The following is a 16,975-nucleotide window of genomic DNA, read 5'->3' as shown; positions in this document are numbered from 1 at the left end:
GCCCTAACCTTGTGGATGACGGCCGGTCGTGGGGTCGGGCGGGCGGCGATCCCAGGGCTTGGTGGGGGGTGCGTGGTGCTGGAGTGACCCCCTGGCGTGGCGCCAGCACATCCCTGCACTGGCCTCCGCAGCTGTTGGCATCAGGCATGCCTCCGATGCCTGCGGACTCCTTCTGCGACCACGACGGCTGGCCCATCGACGAGCAGGGCTACGCCGACGGCAAGGTGACACGCGACGCAGAAGCGTGGAAACACGTCGAGGTCTTCCTCGCCCACGGCCCCGAGGTACTGACCGGTGTCCGCGCCGCTGCCTGCGGTGCAGACTACGTCGAGGGGCCGATCAGCGACGGCCTCCGGCGGCTGCGCGGAATCGACACCACCCTCGAACGAGCAGGCCAGATCCTGCACGAGTGGGACCAGGTCATGGCACTCATGGAGGGCTCACAACCCGGCTCACTGCAGCTCTACGAGAGCCGGGCCAAGGAGATCCGCAACTCCGAAGGCTGGCACTACGCGGACGAGTTGTCCGTCCAAGGCCCGGCACTCGTTCGGGCAGCCGACTACCTGGCCAACCGGACGGATCCCGACCAGCCCTCACAGACCGACCGCGCCCAGGTCGCCCTCGCCCGATCCGCCTCCGGCAACCGCGCGGCCCTGCCCGCTTCCCCGCCCACGCCCGTGGCACCGAATCCGCCGGTCTCTCGCCGGTTCCGCTGACGCTCTTAGTAGGGTCGGGGACTGGCGCGGTGGCTGACGCTCCGTTTCCAGTCCCCGCCGCTTCAAACCGTGCATGCAGTTCTCCCGCACACGGCTTTCCGACATCGTTCACCGGCTGGCATGCACCGTTGCCCTGTGCACGTTTCCGGTAAGACGGTAGACACCGAGCCGGGTGATCCACCCATAAGTAAATCGGGTGGTCCAGTTCCTGCCCGCACGTCTGTGTTTCGCGCTGGCGAAGATCGCCAGCCGTTCGTGGACGTAGCCGTCGACCACGTTGAACTTCCGTCCGGAGTTCCCGTTTCGGAAGTACGCCGCCCAGCCCCGCAGGACCGGGTTGAGATCGGCGACCACGGCGGATACCGGCCGCTCAGTCTTCGAACGAGCGGTCGCCGTACGGACTTTGTCCCGCAGTACTCGCATCGCTCTGGCCGAGGGCCAGCGTTGCAAGTAGTACCTGCCCCGCCACTTCCACGATTCCATCTTCCGGTGGTGGAAGCCGAGAAAGTCGAAGCCCTGCCCACCTCGGGTGAGGCAGACGATGCCGGTCTTCTCGGGGTGCAACCGCATCCCGAGCTGTTCCAGCATTCGTGCCGCCAATTCACGGGCCTGTCCGGCCCGTTGCTCCGTCGGCGACAGGACTACGAAATCATCGCAGTACCTCACCAGCATCCCCAGCCGGCGCCCTTCGCTCTGCCACGCCTCGTCGAGAACGTGCAGAGCGATATTCGCCAGCAACGGGGAAATCGGTGAGCCCTGCGGGGTTCCCGCCCCGGTAGGCGAGGTCACCCCGCCCTCCAGAACTCCCATCCGCAGCCAGGCCCGGACCAGCTTCAGCATCGGCCGGTCCACCACACGCCGTGCCACTTGGGCCATCAGCGCCTCATGGTCGATCGTGCCGAAGCAGTCCCGGATGTCGGCCTCGAACACCCACTCCCGCCGCTGGTTCGCAGCGACGCGTACGGCTTCGCACGCGTCGATCGCGGACCGCTTCGGCCGAAATCCGTAGCTCGCCTCGGTGAACTGGGCTTCGAATACCGGTTCCAGGACCAGCTTCGCCGCCGTCATCACCACCCGGTCCGCCACCGTGGGGATCGAAAGCGGCCGGAACTCCCCCGGCCGCCCCGGTTTGGGAATCTGGACCCGTCGCAACGCTGACGGACGATACGTATACATCCGCAGTTCCTGCGAAAGGTCCTGGAGGAATGCATCCACCCCCGAGGCTTCCACCGCGTCAACGGTCAATCCGTCCACGCCGGGTGCACCCCGGTTTGTGCACACACTGGCCCACGCCCGCCGAAGAACGTCCATGCGGTGGACATGGCCATACAGAGCGTGAAACCGGCGTTCAGGTTCCTGCTTGGCACAGCGGTAAAGCGTCCGTTGCAGTGTTCGGACCTTGTCCAGAGGACGACGGCCCGGTCCTGCGGCGTTTTCCTCCCGGCGGATGGAACTAACCGAAACGGCACTCATCCGGGTCCCTTCCTGTTTGCGAATCGCATCGATGAAGCAGGGGTCCTTCGCTCCCAGCGAGTTGTGTTGTCCCGCCGATCCGCACTACTACGACCCCCTCCGACTGCCTCTCGGCAACCCGCCATTTCCCGGTTCTGCCGGTTATAGGAAGGCCACGCTTCCCGGGCCGCAAACCCGGGGCCGAGGAGGCTCTCTCCAGTTCCCAGAACAACCTTCCGACCATTCCACGCCCCTTACGCCGGGAGGTTCTTCGACGACCGCTCCAGGTCCGAGATCGTCTTCCGTGGCCTTCGCCAAACAAGCACAGGCTCGGCTCCTCCTTGGCCCGCCCCAGCGGAGCGGGGGTTAAATGACGACGCTGCAGGCTTCACTTCATGTTGCGGACTGGTCGGTTGCACGCCCCCGAGGGGCGCTTGTCACTCCACTTCGACGCCACCATTTCGAGCGACGCCGGGAGTCAGCTACCGGGGGACCCTGGCGTCTCCCCGAACCGGACTCACACCGGCTGGCTGTCCTGAGCTTGGCGCCCGGTTACACCTTCTCCACCTCCTCTGAGCTGGGACGATGCCCGAGCTGCTGGACGTACACTTGATCTTTAACCTGTGCGGTGTGGTCGTGGGGTGGTTGACGTCTTCGTTCGTTGTTTCGCCGCCGGTGTTTTGTGGGGTGTGTGGACGTCGTGGCGTGGGGTGGGTCGGGTGTTTTTCGGCCTGGGGGTCGTCCGGGGACATCGGTTTCGGCAGCGGCGAAACACCACTTCGCTGAACTGCACTCGTTCTAGGATCTGACCCATTGAAGTGTCGCCATCTTCGAAAGTGCTGGTCAGTGGGGCTGGCGTGACGGTCAGTCGGGGTGCTTGTGCTGGTCGTGGGCGGGTGTCTGCGGTCTCGATCGTCTGACAGGGCGGCCGGGACGGCTTCGTCGGTTCCCCGCGGCGCGTGGCCTGGCGCCACCTACCATCCAGTTCATGGTGGAGGAGTCCAAGAGCGCGGGACGGATCGCGGGACAGTGCCGGCCGCACCACCGCCGCTCTCGGGCGCCGCACCTTCGCCGGGATGTCCATAGCATTGCTGGGTGAGTCGAGAGGTCGAGGATCTGAACCGGCGCCTGCTCCGCGCCCGCGATGCGATGGACCGCGCCTACGCTGAGCCGCTCGACGTTCGTGCCGTCGCGGCGGTGGCCCACATCTCGCCAGCTCACTTCAGCCGCTGCTTCCGCACCGTGTTCGGCGAGACGCCGCACCGCTACCTGCAGCGGCGGAGGGTCGAGCGCTCGATGTTTTTGCTGCGGGAGAACGACCGCAGCGTCACCGAGGTCTGCTTCGCAGTCGGCTTCACCAGCGTCGGAACCTTCAGCCGGACGTTCCGGAAGATCGTCGGGGAGACGCCCTCGGGCTACCGCAGGGGCAACGGGCCGATCGTTGTGCCCAACTGCGTCCAGATGGCATACACCCGACCGCGAGCGGTGGCGCCTGCGACGCAGGTGGCGACACAACCGAGCAGTTTTGGATAAGCCACGGCCGAAGCGGTTCCTTAGGCTGAAGTCGTTCCAATCACCGCTCGCACGGGAGATCCGCCAGATGATCACGAAGCTGAACGTCGCCACCATCTATGTCCTCGACAAGGACGAGGCGCTGGACTTCTACGTCAGCAAGCTCGGGCTCGAAAAGGGCAACGACGTCCAGCAGGGCTCGTACCGCTGGCTGACCGTCCGCGTCCCCGGCGAGGGCGGTACCGAGATCTCCCTGGAGCAGCCGGGCCCGCCGCTGCACGATGACGCGACGGCCGAGCAGCTCCGTGAGCTGATCACGAAGGGCGCCCTGGGCGGCCTCGTCCTCAACACGGACGACGCCCGGGGACTGTACGAGACCCTCAAGACGCGCGGCGTCACAGACTTCACCCAGGAGCCCACGGACCACTTCTACGGCACCGACATGAGTCTGCGGGACCCGTTCGGCAACGCGATCCGGATCCTCCAACAGGGGTAACACCCTGCAGGAGGCGACGGCCTGACCGGTCGGGCCACCTATCCCGTCACAGTTTCGGGGGCTGGCCACGCTCCAGAAGGAAACCGGCACGACGTCCCCCGGCTGAAGAGCCTGGGGTTCATACGAGAGGCACGGCGAACGGTGCTTGTCCTGGTCGTGCGCGGTCGTCTCCGGTTCTTGATCGTCGGTCAGCGATTCAGAGGTCGGGCAGGGCAAGCAGGTGGGCGGTGGCGCGAGCGGGGTTGGTGCGGAGCTTGGTCAGTATCCGCCAGGCTTTCAGATGTGCGAAGCCGTGTTCGACGGGGGGACGTCCGGCGGCCAGGACACGGTTGGCCTGCTTCTGGCCTGGGGTGAGCTTGCGTGCACGGGTGGCCTTGTAGCCGGTGACGATGACCAGACCATCGGGGTCGTCGGGCTTGTCCACGCCGATGAAGCCGAGATTGGCCAGGGCGCCGAGGCCAGCGGACTTCAGATGCTCGACCAGCTTGTCGCGGCGGGCGGCGGTCGCGTCGTGGGTGCGTCCGGGCCGGGCCGCGGAAATCCAGATCAGCTTGCCGTTCTCGTCGGTCAGCGCGAGGAAGTGCCGGCCGTGGCGGTGGTGCTTGCCGGAGTAGTTGCGCCCGTTCGCCTTCCCGGTGCGGCGCTGGGTGGGGATCAGGGTGCCGTCGATCAGCACGACCTCCCCGCCCCGCCGGGTTATCTTGCGTAGCGCCCGGTCCAGGCGCGGGGCTCTCGCGGCGAGCAGGTTGATCATCTCGTCGCGCCAGCGTCGCAGGGGGACTCTGGGGCGCCGTTGCCACCGGCCAGGTCGAGCAGGCGCTGGTCGTGCCGCAGCATCGCCAGCACGAGCACCGCGATCCGACCCGGCGGCAGTGACCGGAACGGGGAGCGGATCGCCTTCAGGTGGGAACGCAGCAGGTCGGCGAGGTAGACCACGGTGCGCATGAACAGGTTCAGCTTGCACTGGTAGACAAGGGAGACGCCCTCGGCGGGCACGTTGGTTTTGGTCACACATCCTCAACGGCCGCCGGGGGCACCACAGTTACGCCTCATCCCTTGCGGGGGGCACGGTTACAGGCGCGTGGTGAAGCGTCCGTCGGGCAGCTTGCGCAGCCGGCCCCGCCCGGCGAGCTTGGGCAGCTTTCCGCGAAGCGGCTCCAGCTTGCCCCGCACCGCCACCTCCAGCCCCAGCTCCTCGCCGACCTGCTTGACCGCCACCGGCGCCCCGGCCCGCCGGACGATGGCGAGGATGCGCTGGTACTCCGGCGGCAGCGCGTCCTCGGTCACGCCGGGCCCACGGTGCGGGACCAGCAGCACCGCTCGGCCTGCGACCTGCGCCACTGGCGGCTCGGCTGCCGCCGTTTCGGTGGCGAGCTGTTCGGCCATCCGCTGCCAGACCCGCTCTGCGACGGCGAGTTCGTCGCGCTCGGCCCGGACCTCCGCGAGCTGCTTGGCCAGCTGGTCTTCAAGTTCGTCCAGTTCCGCGCGCCGCGCTGCGATCCGTTCCGCGATCTCGGACTCCACCAAGAACCGGAACGTAGGCGGCACCGGGCCCGGAACGCGGAGGAATCAGGGAAACCACCCCGTCAGGCGATCAAGACCACAGACTCCCGCCTACCGCCAGCACGAGCATGGTCAAGGACCGTCACGCCAGCCCCGCTGACCAGCCCAAGCCAGCGAGTCTCCGGGCCGATCAATTCTCGCATCATCACCGCGACAACGTCTGCGCAACAGGCGCCAACGGGGCTGACCCGACAGCCGCAGCCCCCGGCCCCGCCATCGAAACTCCTCCGTCCGGGGTTCCTGGCTGTGGTCAGGAGTTCAGAAACTGCTGGAACTGCTTGTCGAAGTCGCGCGGGTCCTTGCTCAGCGACGCCTTGACCATCGCGGTGAACTCGTCGACGACAACTTCGAAAGCGTCGGTCTCGACACCGTCGAGGGTGATGCGGGCGACATCGGCCGGGTCCATCTTGGGTACGTCGTAGTCCTTCATCATGTCGGTGTCCGCCGCTCCGAGGTGCACCGAGGTGACGCTCGTGCCCTGCCCTGCCAGTTCCTGGCGCAGGGCGTTGCTCATGCTCCAGACGGCGGCCTTCGAGACCGCGTAGGCGCTGCTGCCGGGGAAGACGAACCAGGACGCCGACGAGGCGATGTTCACCATCGCGCCCCCGCCGTTCGCTGCGAGGACTGGCGCGAAGGCGCGGGCCATGGACAGCGTGCCCCAGAGGTTCACGTTCAGTGCAGCTCGGACAGCGTCCAGGTCACCGAGCAGGGCGCCACCGCCGATTCCGGCGTTGTTGACGAGCAGGTTGACGTCGCCCGCTGTGTGGGCTGCCGCCGCGACGGCGAGGGGGTCGGAGATGTCCAGGGCGAGGACCTCGACACCGTCGAGGTCGATCGACTCGGGTCGACGGGCGGTCGCGTAGACCTTCGCGCCCCGCTCGACGAGCTGGGCAGCGAGATGACGGCCGATGCCGCGGTTGGCTCCGGTGACGAGCGCAGTGGCTCCGTGGATGTTCATAGGACGTAGGCTAAAACCTCACGTCAACGTGAGGATCAAGTCCGTTCCGCCCGGGAGGTGCCATGCGTATCGGAAAGGTGGCCGAAGGCGCTGGGGTCAGCGTCCGTGCGCTGCGGTATTACGAAGAGCAGGGGCTCGTCATCGCCGACCGCAGCCTCAGCGGCCACCGGCAGTATCCAGAGTCCGCCGTTGAGCGGGTGAAGTTCATCCAGCTCCTCTACTCGGCCGGGCTGAGCAGCAAAACCATCTTGCAGGTCCTGCCCTTCCTGGACACCCTCGTCGCGACCCCCGAGATGGCACAGCGACTCAAGGACGAACGCGACCGCATCCGAACCCAGATCAACGACCTGACCAGGGCATACGACCGACTCGATGAGCTGATCGCTGTTGCCACCGAGTCTGTGATCTCTCCAGTTACATGCTCGGCAAGCGTGGATGCCCCCACATGATCGACCGGACCCCCTAGTGTCTCGTGACCCTGATTGCGTTACTTCGAGTTGCTTCACTGCCGTGCTCGACATGGTCGCCGGCTGCGTCTGCTGCGCGGCGATTCTCAGGAGGACGGTCGTGGTGTCTGGGCCGGAGGGCCGTCCTGTGCGAGCTGGGTCCGCACACTGCGAGGCACGCGCATGCCGTGATCGCGCAGGTCGCCGATGAACCGTGCGACGAGCGGATCCGGTTCCGCGGACGTCACCGCCACCAGCTGCCTGACCCACCGCGGAGAGAACGAGCGCACTGCTCCCGGAAAGCCCTGGCTGACCGCGCTCACGGGGCATACGGCGATTCCCAGACCGGCTGCCGCGAGCTGTGGTGCCGCCGTGGTCACTGATGTCCTCACCACCGTCTCCGGGTGGACTCCGGCCCGGGCGAAGGACTGGTCGAGCCAGACGCTGAGGCCGTTGTCCGGTGTGAAGTGAACGAGCGGCGCACCGTCGAGGTCCGCAAGGCGGACAGCCGACCGCTCGGCCAGCACGTGGCCGGTGGGTGCGGCCAGCACGATCTCCTCCTCGGCGACGGCGGTGATCGTGAAACGGTCGGCCGAGGGAGCGGTCAGCACGGCCACGTCGACTTCGTCAGAGTCGACGAGGCCGAGCGCCTCGTCCATCGCCGTGGACTCGCGCAGGGTGATCGCGACCTCTGGGTGGCGGCGATGCCAGTGGCGGATGACCGCGGCGAGCAGCGGCACCGTGAGGCTCTGCGCACAGGCCAAGCGCAAGACCCCGCCGGCCGCTTGACCCGCCGCACGTGCCGACCTCACCGCGGAGGCGGCCGCCTCGATCGCTCGTCTGGCATCCGCGACGGCGGCCCGCCCTGCGGGAGTGAGCCTGACCCCTCGGGGCTCGCGGCGAAGCAGGACCGTCCGGGTCTCGCGTTCCAGCGAGGCGAGCTGATGAGAGACAGCGGGTTGCGAGGAATGCAGCAGCAGTGCGGCCTGTGTGATCGATCCGGAGTCCGCGACCGCGACGAGGCACTCCAGTGCCCGAAGAGAAGCCATTCGAAAATTTTATCGCAGACCTTCGAAGCATGAATGTTTTTGAGGGAAGACCTGCGGACCTCTGATTGCTCCAACCCACGACACCCTCTCGCCCAAGGCAGGCGAGGGGGCTCGCACAGAGCGAAGGAGAGGTTCATGGCACAGGCATTCGTCACGGGCGGTTCGGGGTTCATCGGCCAGGTGCTGGTACGGCGGCTCCTCGACGAGGGGCACTCGGTTCGCGCTCTGGTCCGCAGCGAAGCATCGGCCGCGAAGGTGTCGGCGCTGGGCGCAGAGCCCGTGCGGGGCGAGTTGACCGACCCGGCCACGTGGCGCGACGAAGTGACGGGCAGTGATGTGCTGTTCCACCTCGCTGCCGAGACGGACATCACCGCTGACCGTGAGCGTCATGAACTGGTGACGGTTCGCGGCACCCAGGCAGCCGTCGACGCGGCCCGCTACGCGCGGGTTCCTCGGTTCGTCCACTGCGGGAGCGAAGCCGCGCTCCTCGCCGGTGACCCGCTCGTGGACGTCGACGAGACCGCGCCGCTGCGGCCCGACTCGGAAGCCGCCTACTGTGCGGTGAAGGCCGTGGCCGAGAAGATCGTCCTCGACGCGAACGCCCAGGACTTCGCCACGGTGTCGATTCGCCCGAGGTTCGTCTGGGGTCCCGACAGCTTCCTCGTCGAAGGCTTGGTGGCGGCGGCGAAGGCGGGGCAGTTCGCCTGGATCGGCGGAGGCCGGCACACAACTGACGTCACGTTCGTCGAGAACGCCGTCGAGGGACTCGTCCTCGGATGGCACCGCGGCCGACCCGGTCAGGCCTACTTCGTCACCGACCGGCGCCGCGTGATCCTGCGCGAGTTCCTTCAGACCCAGTTCGAGATCTACGGCGTCGATCTCCCCATCCCCGACCTGGACGCCGAGACCGCCGCCCGCGAGATCCCCGTTCCCGCTCGATGGTTCCTCGGACAGCAGTGCACCCTGCGGACGGACAAGGCCGTAGCCGAGCTCGGATACGAGCCCGTTGTCTCGCACGCCGCCGGCCTGGACGCCGTCGGAAACCCGGTGGCCGTCAGCCGCGCGTGAAGGGTCACCCACGTTCAACCCGCACACGTCAACGTTCAACTTTCAACTGAGGGAGACACGCAATGAAGATCGTCACGATCGGAAGAGGAATGATCGGCGGAGGACTGGCCGGCCTGTGGCGAGACGCGGGCCACGAGGTCGAAGAGCTCGGCCGTGACGGCGGGGATGCCTCGGACGCGGACGCCGTCCTGGTCGCCGTACCCGGGGCAAAGATCTCGGACGCCCTGAGCAAGGTGACAGGACTCAAGGGGAAGATCGCGATCGACGCGACCAACATCATGCCCGCACGTCATGGCGACTTTCCGTCATACGCCGAGGAGGTGCAGTCCTTCACCCACGCCCCGGTGGCCAAGAGCTTCAACATGAACTTCGGGGCACTGTACGACGACGTGCGCAAGCAGCGAGTGCGGCCGAGCAACTGGTACGTCGCAGACGAGGGCGCCCTCGACGTCACCGAGCAGCTCATCCGCGACGCCGGCTACGACCCGGTGCGCGTCGGAGACCTCTCACGGGCCCGCGACTTCGAAAACGCGGTCTGGCTGCTCATGGGCATCCAGCCGGTCGGCGGCGTGTTTTACCGGTTTGCCGTTCCTGGCGAACTCTGAACGAAACCGGCGGGGCACTGCCTTCTACGCCGGGGCCGAGCGCGAGGAACGCGGCCTCCTCGGCGGTGGTGGCCCGCGGGGTGCGGTCGGCTTCCTTGTTCTCGCGGGGCGGGTAGTGCTCGGCCTTGACCGACGGGTGGCCCGGGGCCGAGCGGTCGTGTCGGGCGACCTCGGTGGGTCCGTCCTCGCCGACGGCGGTGACGATCAGTTCGTCGCCGTGGAACCGGGCCCAGACCCAGGTGTCGACCAGGTGGTGCGGGACCGAATAGCGCACGCCCTCGACGGAGATGGTGGACTCCCAGTTCACCCGCCTCGTGGTGCCGAAGGCGACGGTGAAGGGCTCCTTGGGCAGCGGATGGAGCCGCTGTTGCTCTTCGAGCAGGGCCTCGGCGGGCTTGCGGCGGCTGGCGCGGTGGACCCGGTTGTTGACCGTGTCGCAGAACTCCCGGCAGGCCGCCTCCAGTTGGCCCATCGTCTTGTACTGCGGCAGCAGGTTCGCGTTGGTGGGCACCAGGTCCGCCTTCGCGATGCGGACGGTGGCCTCCGAGCCGCCCTTCGTCTCGGGATCGGCGGGCAGACAGGGGCGGATCGTCATGCCGTAGTGCCGTCCGACCTCGACGATCTCGGGGTTGCGGACCGCGATGTTCGCGATGTGCTGGGTCGTGACGTCTTCTCGTTGTCGGTCAGCGCATAGGTCGGGACCCCGCCGATCCTCCGCAGCGTTGCATCCAGGCAGACCACGATGGTCGGCAGCGTCTTGTCGAACACCGGGATGACGACCCGGAACCTCGACCAGGCCAGCCAGGCGCACCACGACGATGTACGTCTTCTGCCGATGCGCGGCCCCTCGCCCCAGTCCCACTGCAGCCAGAGCGTCGGCTCGGTGATCCAGGGCCGATAGACCCGGTGGTGCCCCGACCGCATGCGAGATTTCACCTCGGCGACCGCTCGGCGGGTGGTGCGGTCCCCGCCCGTGAAGCCCATCGCAGTGATCCGCCGGTGCACGATGTCCGCGCGTATCCGCCCCTTCGACGCGGCCACCAACTCCTCGATCTTGTCCATGAATTCGTCGATCGGGCGGGCCCGGTGCTGACGTTCGGCGGGACGCTCACCCGCCCCCCGCAACTGGACATACCGCTTCACCGTGTGATGGTCGACGCCGGCCAGCTCGGCCGCGGCGCGGTAACTCCCCGTGAGGTCGTACGCCTCCAGGATTTCCATGATCTCCCTGCTGTTCTTCACACCGGCCAACTTCGCTGGCCGGTGTCCGTCCAGGTCCGGGGAGGTATCCGGCCGCCAGTGAGGAAGCTCGCGGCCATAAAGTGCTAGATAAAAGACCGGCTACGGGGAGTATCCACAGGCCGCCGTCAGTCAGTGAGGGTTTTCAGCGGTGCCGCTCCAGGGTGAGGACGGCCTTGGCGATTGACGTCATGCGGTTCGGGCTGCATCGGGCTCTGCGGAAGATTCGCCAGGATTTGAGGCGGGCGATTCCTCGTTCGACGGGTACGCGAGCGGCGGACAGCGCCCGGTTGACCGTCCGCTCGGTCGTGGTGAGTTCACCTTGGGGCGGTCGGCGTTTGGGGGTGGTGACCCACTCACCCGCGCCGATGTAGGCCATGTCGGCGAGGACGGGGACGCCTTGGCGCTCGCAGATCCTGATGATCTTGTGGGTGCGGGCGGCGGTCAGATCGTGTGTGCGGCCGGGCAGGGCGGGTGAGAGCCACAGCGTGCGACCGGCCGGGTCCGTGATGACCTGCACGTTCACACCGTGCCGCTGGTGCTTCGTCGAATAGTCTGCGCGCCCGTCGCCGACCCGGTCGCACTCGGCGAGCGTGCCGTCCACGAGAACGTAGTCGGGGCCCGCCTCACGCAGGACCTTCAGCAGGCCCGGCGCCATGTCGGCCAGGTGCTCGACGACGGTGGTGACGTACGCGTGGGCGGTGCCGACGGAGATACGGAAACCTGCGGCGAGCTGAGCCAGGGGGTCGTGCCGGCGCAGGTATGCCAGAGCGATCACCGCACGCCCGGACGGCCGGAGCTTGCAGCGCCGGTCACCCTCACGGGTGACGATCAGCATCCTCACCCACTCCACGAGTGCGTGCGGCAGGTCGAGTGCGGCAGGATACGGGACCAACAGGGTTCCTGAGCTGGAGAGTTGAGACCTAGACACCTCTCTCAACGGCACGGGGACCCTGTCCGTTGCTTACGGTCCCGCCGTCACCCGTCCGGGGGCCACTCTGAAAACCCTCAGTATTCGGAATCGACCGCCAGGACGCGGGGATCCCGCGCTACCGCCTGCTGGTGACAGCCGACGAGGAGGGCCTGATGCGGACCACCGGAGGTCTGCAACTCGTCGCGCCCCATGGGCTGGAGGCGATATCCCGAGCAGGCACGGTCGTCGTACCTGCGGGCCTGTCAAGGCTCAGGCAGTCCAGCCGGGCCGCCCACACCCATTGACGGACGCTCCTACCGCGGCGAGTCGCGACAGGCTCGCAGATCAGGGTGGCCATGGGAGGACCACAGGCCAGTTGCCGAATGCAACGGCGACAACGCTCCCGCCAGAGAGCCGTCAAAACGGTGACAGGAATGTGAGACACGAGCCCCACAGGGAGCAAAAAAAGACACTCCGAGCTGGGCATTTTACTTGATCACTAGAATCCGCTCCCATCATAACGTCACGTACGTCCTGTACATTTCTTACAGACGCCGAAGGAGGGGTACCCATGACCCGACCGTCCGCCCGCCACGTCCTGCCCGAGTTCACCGAGCGCACCAGCGCGGGCCACCGGACCCTCGACCCGTACTCGAAGCTGCTGGAGGAGCGGATCGTCTTTCTCGGGACGCCGATCGACGACATCTCGGCGAACGACGTGATGGCCCAGTTCATGCACCTCGAATACCAGGCGCCGGACCGGGACATCTCGCTGTACATCAACTCGCCCGGCGGATCGTTCACCGCTATGTCGGCGATCTACGACACCTTGCGGTTCGTCACGTGTGACGTGGAGACGATCTGCCTCGGCCAGGCCGGCACCTCCGCGGCGGTGCTGCTGGCGGCGGGCACGCCGGGCAAGCGGTCGGCGCTGCCGGGTGCGCGGGTGCTGATCCACCAGCCCTCGTTCCCCGAGCCGATCCAGGGTCAGGCGAGTGATCTCGCCATCCAGGCCGAGGAGTTGGCGCGTACGCGGGTCCAACTGGAGGAACTGCTCGCCCTGCACACGGGCCGGACGGTGGAGCAGGTGAGCACGGACATCGAGCGGGACCGGATCATGAACGCCCAACAGGCCCTGGAATACGGCTTGGTGGACCGGATCGTGACCACCCGCAAGACCTCGCTCACCGAGCCGGACGGGGAGTGAGCCGACGATGCTGCCGCCGGAACTGCCGCCGCTGCCCGCACTGACGCGCGCCGAGGGCGAGTTGATCGACCGTTACCTGGATGTGGCCGACCTGCTCGGCCGTATCAACCCGGCGCACAACAGTGACACGTACCGTGGTCTGAGGGCCGCTCAGGCACTTGTGGCCAGGGCCGCCGAGCTGCGGGACGCGCTGGCGCTGATGCACCGGCGGGGCGAGACCGAACTGCACGCTCCCACCCTCGCGCGGGCGCTGCGCGTGCTGGACGGGGAGCGCCGTACGGCGCGCGTCACCCTGCCCGCGCCCTCCGACAGTTGACGGAGACACAGCCGCCTCGGGCGGCGTCCAAACCGGCCGAACGGTGTACCCCCGATCGGCGTAGTCGCTTCTCCGTCCATGCGGCCGTCCGGGTTGCGCAACACGCGTAGCCCGGGGGCCGCCTGAAGTGTTCCGGTGCTGGTCCGGGGGCCTGGCGCCCCTCGACGCCCCTTCGAACACGGGGGTGTCCACCCGAACGGGTGAGTGGTGAGTAACCCCACAAATCCCCGGTTCCGTTGGGCTTTTCGGACATTCATAGGTGAAGATCCCTGTCTGACGACAAGACCCCGCCGCAGCGGCGGGGCGATCCGGGCGGACGCCGAGTCCTGCCGCCGCCCGGATGACAGGTCGACAGGATTGCATCGGCAGGAGTGGAGGACCCAGCACGACGGGTCGCCGGGACGGTCACGCCATGACCGGGTCGAGCAGCCCTTGGGGTGAAGCCGCGTCAGCGGCCGGGCAACTTTGTCAGCCCGAATCCGACAGGTCATCCTTCACAGGCGGCTGACGAAGGGTTGCGCATGACTGCGCTCAATCGTGTCCCGTCGCTGATGGTCAGGGCCGGTACGGCCTCGGCCTTCGCCATCGCCGCTGTTGGCGGCTCCGTCGTGATACCGGGCGTCGCATCCGACGCCGCGGCCGCGACACCCGCGACGAAGGCACTCCAGGTCGCGGCGTCCAAGAAGGGCGCCCCGTACAGGTACGGGGCCACCGGACCGGGCCGCTTCGACTGCTCCGGGCTCACGCTGTACTCGTACAAGAAGGCGGGCAAGAAACTGCCCCGTACGGCGGCCCAGCAGTACAACAAGACCCACCACATCTCGGCCAAGAGCCGCAAGGCCGGGGACCTCGTCTTCTTCCACTCGGGCTCCAGCGTCTACCACGTCGGCATCTACGCCGGCAAGGGAAAGATCTGGCACGCCCCGAAGACCGGGGACGTGGTGAGGCTGCAGAAGATCTGGACCAAGAGCGTCTGGTACGGCCGGGTCAGCTGACCTGCGCTGAAAACTCCCGAGGGGGTGGCGGTCTCCTGACGGACCGCCACCCCCTCGGGTGTCCAGAGGCGTTCGGCATGGTTCTCTACGGCTCCTGCTGGCCCGCGGCGGTCACCGGCCGGGCCGGTACCGTCCAGGGCACCTCGATGGAGACCGTCTTGCCGCCCTCCAGGGTGGGCCGGACCTTGAGTTTGCCGCCGCACTCCGCGGTCAGCCAGCGGATGATCACCATGCCCCGGCCGTTGTCCTGCTGGACGGCGGCCGGCAGGCGTTTCGGGAACCGGGGATGGCTGTCGGTGACCCCGATGTGGAGCCGTTCGTCACGCTCCAGCTCGATGTCCACCGTGAAGGTGGGTGACTGCCCGAAGGTGTGCTGTACGGCGTTGGTGGCGAGTTCGGAGACGATGAGGCGGATGGTGTCGGCGACCTCCGTGTCCGCCGGAAGTCCCCATTCCACCAGGGTCCCGACGACGTAGGTGCGGGCGGCGGAGACCGAGGCGGGATCGCTCGGCAGAGTGACGGATGCTTCCAGATGGTCTGCCATGGCGCGGTCGTCCCTTTCCCGCGGGACCGGTGTCCGACACGGAGCGGATGGTTCGAGTACGGTCCCGGACTGGTGCTTCTTCGCCAGACTGCCATTACCGCGTCGCCAACGGTGCCGATCCACCAAGATATGCATATATCTGTCGCTCGAAGCGGTGAACTCTGCGACCCCAGACCGTATTTGGGCGGCTCGGAAGGAGTAAGGAGAAACCCATGCAGTACGGTCCCGCGGTGCGCCGCCGGAAACTGGGCGCGGAACTGCGCGCATTGCGTGCGGAGGCGGGGCTCACCAGCGGTGAGGCGGCCCGGCTGGTCGGCTGGCACCAGTCGAAGGTGAGCCGCATCGAGACGGGCGCGAGTGGCGTGAAAGCGCCCGACGTCCGGTTACTCCTGGACGCCTACCAGGCCGGCGACCCACAACTTCGGGACATGCTGCTCGTGTTGGCCGGCTCCGACGACGGAGGTGGCCGGCACCACTGGTGGCACGCCTATCGCGGTGTACTGCCGCCCGCCTACCGGGACTTCATCAGTCTGGAGTCACAGGCCAGCACCCTCCGCACCCTGGAGACCTCGGTGGTCCCCGGACTGCTGCAGACGCCCGAGTACGCCCGCGCGGTGACCCGGGCCGCCGTGGGAGGCCTCGACAACGACGGCCCCGAGCGGCTCGACGCGCTGGTGCAGGTGCGGCTGGCCCGGCAGGACGTGCTGCGCGCGGATCCGCCGCTGGCCCTGAGCGTGGTCCTCGACGAGGCGGTGCTGCGGCGCGAGGTCGGCGGGCCAGGGGTGATGGCACGTCAGCTGGACCGGCTCGTGGAGGCGGCCAGACTGCCCCAAGTGAGGCTTCAGGTACTGCCGTTCGCCGCAGGAGCACACATCGGCATCACCGGGCCTTTCGTTATCTTCTCCTTTCCGAGCACTTCTGATCTGGACGTGGTTGTTCTAGACCACTTGACGAGTAGCCTCTACCTCGAACGGAAAGAAGACCTAGAGGCCTACAGCGAGGCCTTCAACACCCTTCAGTTCCACGCCCTTTCGCCCGAGGATTCGTCGGATTACATCGCCGGGATAGGTGACGGCGCGTAAGGAGGCACCATGTCTGCACTGCCTCGGAACGTACCTTCCAGTTCTGAACTGTCCGGTGTGCGGTGGCTGCGCAGCAGCTACAGCACGGGAGCGAACAACTGCGTCGAGGCGGCACGTCCGCGCTCAGGCCCCCGCGCGGGGCTGCTCGCCGTACGCGACTCGAAGGACCCGCAAGGACCCGCCCTGCTCTTCTCCCCCGCGAGCTGGACGGGCTTCCTCGCCACGTTCCACTGACCGTTCCGCCTGTCAGCGACGCACGGCCGTGTCACGCCGACTCATGGTCGCGTCTCGCCGATCACACGTACAGCGCGTTCGATCTCGGCCCCGGAGAGGTCCGCTCGGGCTGTCAGCCTGAGCCGTGAGATGCCGTCGGGCACGGAAGGAGGACGGAAGCAGCCCACGGCCAGCCCTGCCGTACGGCAGTCGGCCGCCCACCGCACGGCCGCCTCCGGGGACGGCGCACGCACCGAGACCACGGCGGCGTCCGGACGTACCGCTTCCAGACCCGCGGCGGTCAGCCGTGCGTGCAGGTCACCCGCCACGGCGCGGGCCCGGGCAGCCCGCTCGGGCTCGCGCCGCAGCAGGGTGAGCGCGGCCAGCGCCGCACCAGCTGCCGCAGGCGCCAGCCCTGTGTCGAAGATGAACGTCCGCGCCGCGTTGACCAGATGGTCGATCACGCGCGCGGGCCCGAGCACGGCACCGCCCTGACTGCCGAGCGACTTGGACAGGGTCACGGTCACGACCACGTCCTCGGCCCCCGCGAGCCCCGCCGCGTACGGCGCCCCGCGTCCGCCCTCGCCCAGCACCCCGAGCC

The 16,975-nt window shown here is 67.7% G+C and carries 20 protein-coding genes, 2 pseudogenes and 1 riboswitch; of the genes and pseudogenes, 12 read left to right on the top strand and 10 right to left on the bottom strand.

What is annotated here, in order from left to right; translation table 11 throughout:
• The first annotated feature begins 155 nt into the window (after positions 1-155).
• Positions 156-716 (top strand): hypothetical protein, encoded by a 561-nt coding sequence (locus tag AC31A1_RS28660; RefSeq protein WP_489656093.1) that lies wholly within the window; start codon positions 156-158, stop codon positions 714-716.
• Between the two features lie 108 nt (positions 717-824).
• Here the strand turns inward: AC31A1_RS28660 and ltrA are convergent, their stop codons facing one another.
• On the bottom strand, positions 825-2,027 hold the full coding sequence (gene ltrA / locus AC31A1_RS28655) for a group II intron reverse transcriptase/maturase (protein ID WP_489656095.1): 1,203 nt from the start codon (positions 2,025-2,027) through the stop codon (positions 825-827).
• Between the two features lie 1,236 nt (positions 2,028-3,263).
• On the opposite strand from ltrA, the gene AC31A1_RS28650 reads away from it, so the two are divergent.
• Positions 3,264-3,701 (top strand): helix-turn-helix domain-containing protein, encoded by a 438-nt coding sequence (locus AC31A1_RS28650; protein WP_489656092.1) that lies wholly within the window; start codon positions 3,264-3,266, stop codon positions 3,699-3,701.
• Between the two features lie 67 nt (positions 3,702-3,768).
• The gene (locus AC31A1_RS28645; protein ID WP_489656091.1) at positions 3,769-4,176 is read left to right on the top strand and encodes a VOC family protein; all 408 of its coding nucleotides are present in this window, start codon (positions 3,769-3,771) and stop codon (positions 4,174-4,176) included.
• A gap of 196 nt (positions 4,177-4,372) precedes the next feature.
• Here the strand turns inward: AC31A1_RS28645 and AC31A1_RS28640 are convergent, their stop codons facing one another.
• The 4 genes from AC31A1_RS28640 to AC31A1_RS28625 all read right to left on the bottom strand — a co-directional run bounded on the left by AC31A1_RS28640 (position 4,373) and on the right by AC31A1_RS28625 (position 6,697).
• Complete coding sequence (locus tag AC31A1_RS28640; protein WP_489656090.1) at positions 4,373-4,930, bottom strand: transposase family protein; 558 nt, start codon at positions 4,928-4,930, stop codon at positions 4,373-4,375.
• Positions 4,927-5,187, bottom strand: coding sequence for a hypothetical protein (locus AC31A1_RS28635; RefSeq protein ID WP_489656089.1), 261 nt, complete (start codon positions 5,185-5,187; stop codon positions 4,927-4,929). The genes AC31A1_RS28640 and AC31A1_RS28635 overlap by 4 nt, the downstream gene beginning before the upstream one ends.
• A 60-nt stretch (positions 5,188-5,247) precedes the next feature.
• The gene (locus tag AC31A1_RS28630; RefSeq protein WP_489656094.1) at positions 5,248-5,700 is read right to left on the bottom strand and encodes a hypothetical protein; all 453 of its coding nucleotides are present in this window, start codon (positions 5,698-5,700) and stop codon (positions 5,248-5,250) included.
• A gap of 289 nt (positions 5,701-5,989) precedes the next feature.
• Entirely contained in the window at positions 5,990-6,697 is a 708-nt protein-coding gene (locus AC31A1_RS28625) for an SDR family oxidoreductase (protein WP_489656088.1), read from the bottom strand.
• A 62-nt stretch (positions 6,698-6,759) separates the two neighbouring features.
• Between AC31A1_RS28625 and AC31A1_RS28620 the strand changes: the two genes are divergently transcribed.
• Positions 6,760-7,146: a MerR family transcriptional regulator gene (locus AC31A1_RS28620; RefSeq protein WP_489656087.1), complete on the top strand. Its 387-nt coding sequence runs from the start codon at positions 6,760-6,762 to the stop codon at positions 7,144-7,146.
• A 104-nt stretch (positions 7,147-7,250) separates the two neighbouring features.
• Here AC31A1_RS28620 and AC31A1_RS28615 read toward each other — a convergent pair whose 3' ends face one another.
• Positions 7,251-8,192 carry a LysR family transcriptional regulator gene (locus AC31A1_RS28615; RefSeq protein ID WP_489656086.1) on the bottom strand — a complete coding sequence of 314 codons (942 nt, stop codon included), beginning with the start codon at positions 8,190-8,192 and terminating at the stop codon, positions 7,251-7,253.
• Positions 8,193-8,327: 135 nt separating this feature from the next.
• Here AC31A1_RS28615 and AC31A1_RS28610 point away from each other — a divergent pair, with 135 nt between their 5' ends.
• Together AC31A1_RS28610 and AC31A1_RS28605 are read left to right on the top strand one after the other, a co-directional pair.
• A complete protein-coding gene (locus tag AC31A1_RS28610) occupies positions 8,328-9,260 on the top strand; it encodes an NAD-dependent epimerase/dehydratase family protein (RefSeq protein ID WP_489656085.1) in 933 nt (310 codons plus the stop codon).
• Positions 9,261-9,322: 62 nt separating this feature from the next.
• The gene (locus AC31A1_RS28605) at positions 9,323-9,865 is read left to right on the top strand and encodes an NADPH-dependent F420 reductase (protein ID WP_489656084.1); all 543 of its coding nucleotides are present in this window, start codon (positions 9,323-9,325) and stop codon (positions 9,863-9,865) included.
• Between the two features lie 28 nt (positions 9,866-9,893).
• Here AC31A1_RS28605 and istA read toward each other — a convergent pair.
• A pseudogene (istA, locus tag AC31A1_RS28600) lies at positions 9,894-11,107 on the bottom strand (IS21 family transposase); the annotation flags it as partial.
• Positions 11,108-11,249: 142 nt separating this feature from the next.
• Positions 11,250-11,999, bottom strand: coding sequence for a transposase (locus AC31A1_RS28595; RefSeq protein ID WP_489656083.1), 750 nt, complete (start codon positions 11,997-11,999; stop codon positions 11,250-11,252).
• 125 nt (positions 12,000-12,124) lie between these two features.
• Between AC31A1_RS28595 and AC31A1_RS28590 the strand changes: the two are divergent.
• The 4 genes and pseudogenes from AC31A1_RS28590 to AC31A1_RS28575 all read left to right on the top strand — a co-directional run.
• Positions 12,125-12,274: pseudogene (locus AC31A1_RS28590) on the top strand (AraC family transcriptional regulator); the annotation flags it as partial.
• Positions 12,275-12,588: 314 nt separating this feature from the next.
• A complete protein-coding gene (locus AC31A1_RS28585; protein ID WP_489656082.1) occupies positions 12,589-13,224 on the top strand; it encodes an ATP-dependent Clp protease proteolytic subunit in 636 nt (211 codons plus the stop codon).
• 7 nt (positions 13,225-13,231) lie between these two features.
• On the top strand, positions 13,232-13,540 hold the full coding sequence (locus AC31A1_RS28580; protein ID WP_489656081.1) for a hypothetical protein: 309 nt from the start codon (positions 13,232-13,234) through the stop codon (positions 13,538-13,540).
• A 339-nt stretch (positions 13,541-13,879) separates the two neighbouring features.
• Positions 13,880-14,058: riboswitch (cyclic di-AMP (ydaO/yuaA leader) on the top strand.
• 3 nt (positions 14,059-14,061) lie between these two features.
• Positions 14,062-14,535, top strand: coding sequence for a C40 family peptidase (locus AC31A1_RS28575; protein WP_033278230.1), 474 nt, complete (start codon positions 14,062-14,064; stop codon positions 14,533-14,535).
• A gap of 85 nt (positions 14,536-14,620) precedes the next feature.
• Here the strand turns inward: AC31A1_RS28575 and AC31A1_RS28570 are convergent, their stop codons facing one another.
• Positions 14,621-15,079, bottom strand: coding sequence for an ATP-binding protein (locus AC31A1_RS28570; RefSeq protein ID WP_489656080.1), 459 nt, complete (start codon positions 15,077-15,079; stop codon positions 14,621-14,623).
• A 212-nt stretch (positions 15,080-15,291) separates the two neighbouring features.
• Here AC31A1_RS28570 and AC31A1_RS28565 point away from each other — a divergent pair, with 212 nt between their 5' ends.
• Together AC31A1_RS28565 and AC31A1_RS28560 are read left to right on the top strand one after the other, a co-directional pair.
• Positions 15,292-16,161 (top strand): helix-turn-helix domain-containing protein, encoded by an 870-nt coding sequence (locus AC31A1_RS28565; protein ID WP_489656079.1) that lies wholly within the window; start codon positions 15,292-15,294, stop codon positions 16,159-16,161.
• A 9-nt stretch (positions 16,162-16,170) separates the two neighbouring features.
• Positions 16,171-16,395, top strand: coding sequence for a DUF397 domain-containing protein (locus AC31A1_RS28560; protein ID WP_393753735.1), 225 nt, complete (start codon positions 16,171-16,173; stop codon positions 16,393-16,395).
• A gap of 41 nt (positions 16,396-16,436) precedes the next feature.
• On the opposite strand, the gene AC31A1_RS28555 is transcribed toward AC31A1_RS28560, so the two are convergent.
• A partial coding sequence (locus AC31A1_RS28555) for an aminotransferase class I/II-fold pyridoxal phosphate-dependent enzyme (RefSeq protein ID WP_489656078.1) occupies positions 16,437-16,975 on the bottom strand: 539 nt, incomplete at its 5' end.

This window comes from Streptomyces sp. P5F9 (genome assembly GCF_057961495.1).
The sequence above is the reverse complement of the archived record's forward strand: the minus strand, read 5'-3'. Positions and strand labels throughout refer to the sequence as shown.

Coding starts and splice junctions, on each gene's coding strand:
- AC31A1_RS28660 (WP_489656093.1), top strand. CDS start 156: ATGCCTGCGGACTCCTTCTGCGACCACGACGGCTGGCCCATCGACGAG.
- ltrA (WP_489656095.1), bottom strand. CDS start 2,027: ATGGACGTTCTTCGGCGGGCGTGGGCCAGTGTGTGCACAAACCGGGGT.
- AC31A1_RS28645 (WP_489656091.1), top strand. CDS start 3,769: ATGATCACGAAGCTGAACGTCGCCACCATCTATGTCCTCGACAAGGAC.
- AC31A1_RS28640 (WP_489656090.1), bottom strand. CDS start 4,930: ATGATCAACCTGCTCGCCGCGAGAGCCCCGCGCCTGGACCGGGCGCTA.
- AC31A1_RS28625 (WP_489656088.1), bottom strand. CDS start 6,697: ATGAACATCCACGGAGCCACTGCGCTCGTCACCGGAGCCAACCGCGGC.
- AC31A1_RS28620 (WP_489656087.1), top strand. CDS start 6,760: ATGCGTATCGGAAAGGTGGCCGAAGGCGCTGGGGTCAGCGTCCGTGCG.
- AC31A1_RS28615 (WP_489656086.1), bottom strand. CDS start 8,192: ATGGCTTCTCTTCGGGCACTGGAGTGCCTCGTCGCGGTCGCGGACTCC.
- AC31A1_RS28610 (WP_489656085.1), top strand. CDS start 8,328: ATGGCACAGGCATTCGTCACGGGCGGTTCGGGGTTCATCGGCCAGGTG.
- AC31A1_RS28605 (WP_489656084.1), top strand. CDS start 9,323: ATGAAGATCGTCACGATCGGAAGAGGAATGATCGGCGGAGGACTGGCC.
- AC31A1_RS28585 (WP_489656082.1), top strand. CDS start 12,589: ATGACCCGACCGTCCGCCCGCCACGTCCTGCCCGAGTTCACCGAGCGC.
- AC31A1_RS28580 (WP_489656081.1), top strand. CDS start 13,232: ATGCTGCCGCCGGAACTGCCGCCGCTGCCCGCACTGACGCGCGCCGAG.
- AC31A1_RS28575 (WP_033278230.1), top strand. CDS start 14,062: ATGACTGCGCTCAATCGTGTCCCGTCGCTGATGGTCAGGGCCGGTACG.
- AC31A1_RS28570 (WP_489656080.1), bottom strand. CDS start 15,079: ATGGCAGACCATCTGGAAGCATCCGTCACTCTGCCGAGCGATCCCGCC.
- AC31A1_RS28565 (WP_489656079.1), top strand. CDS start 15,292: ATGCAGTACGGTCCCGCGGTGCGCCGCCGGAAACTGGGCGCGGAACTG.
- AC31A1_RS28560 (WP_393753735.1), top strand. CDS start 16,171: ATGTCTGCACTGCCTCGGAACGTACCTTCCAGTTCTGAACTGTCCGGT.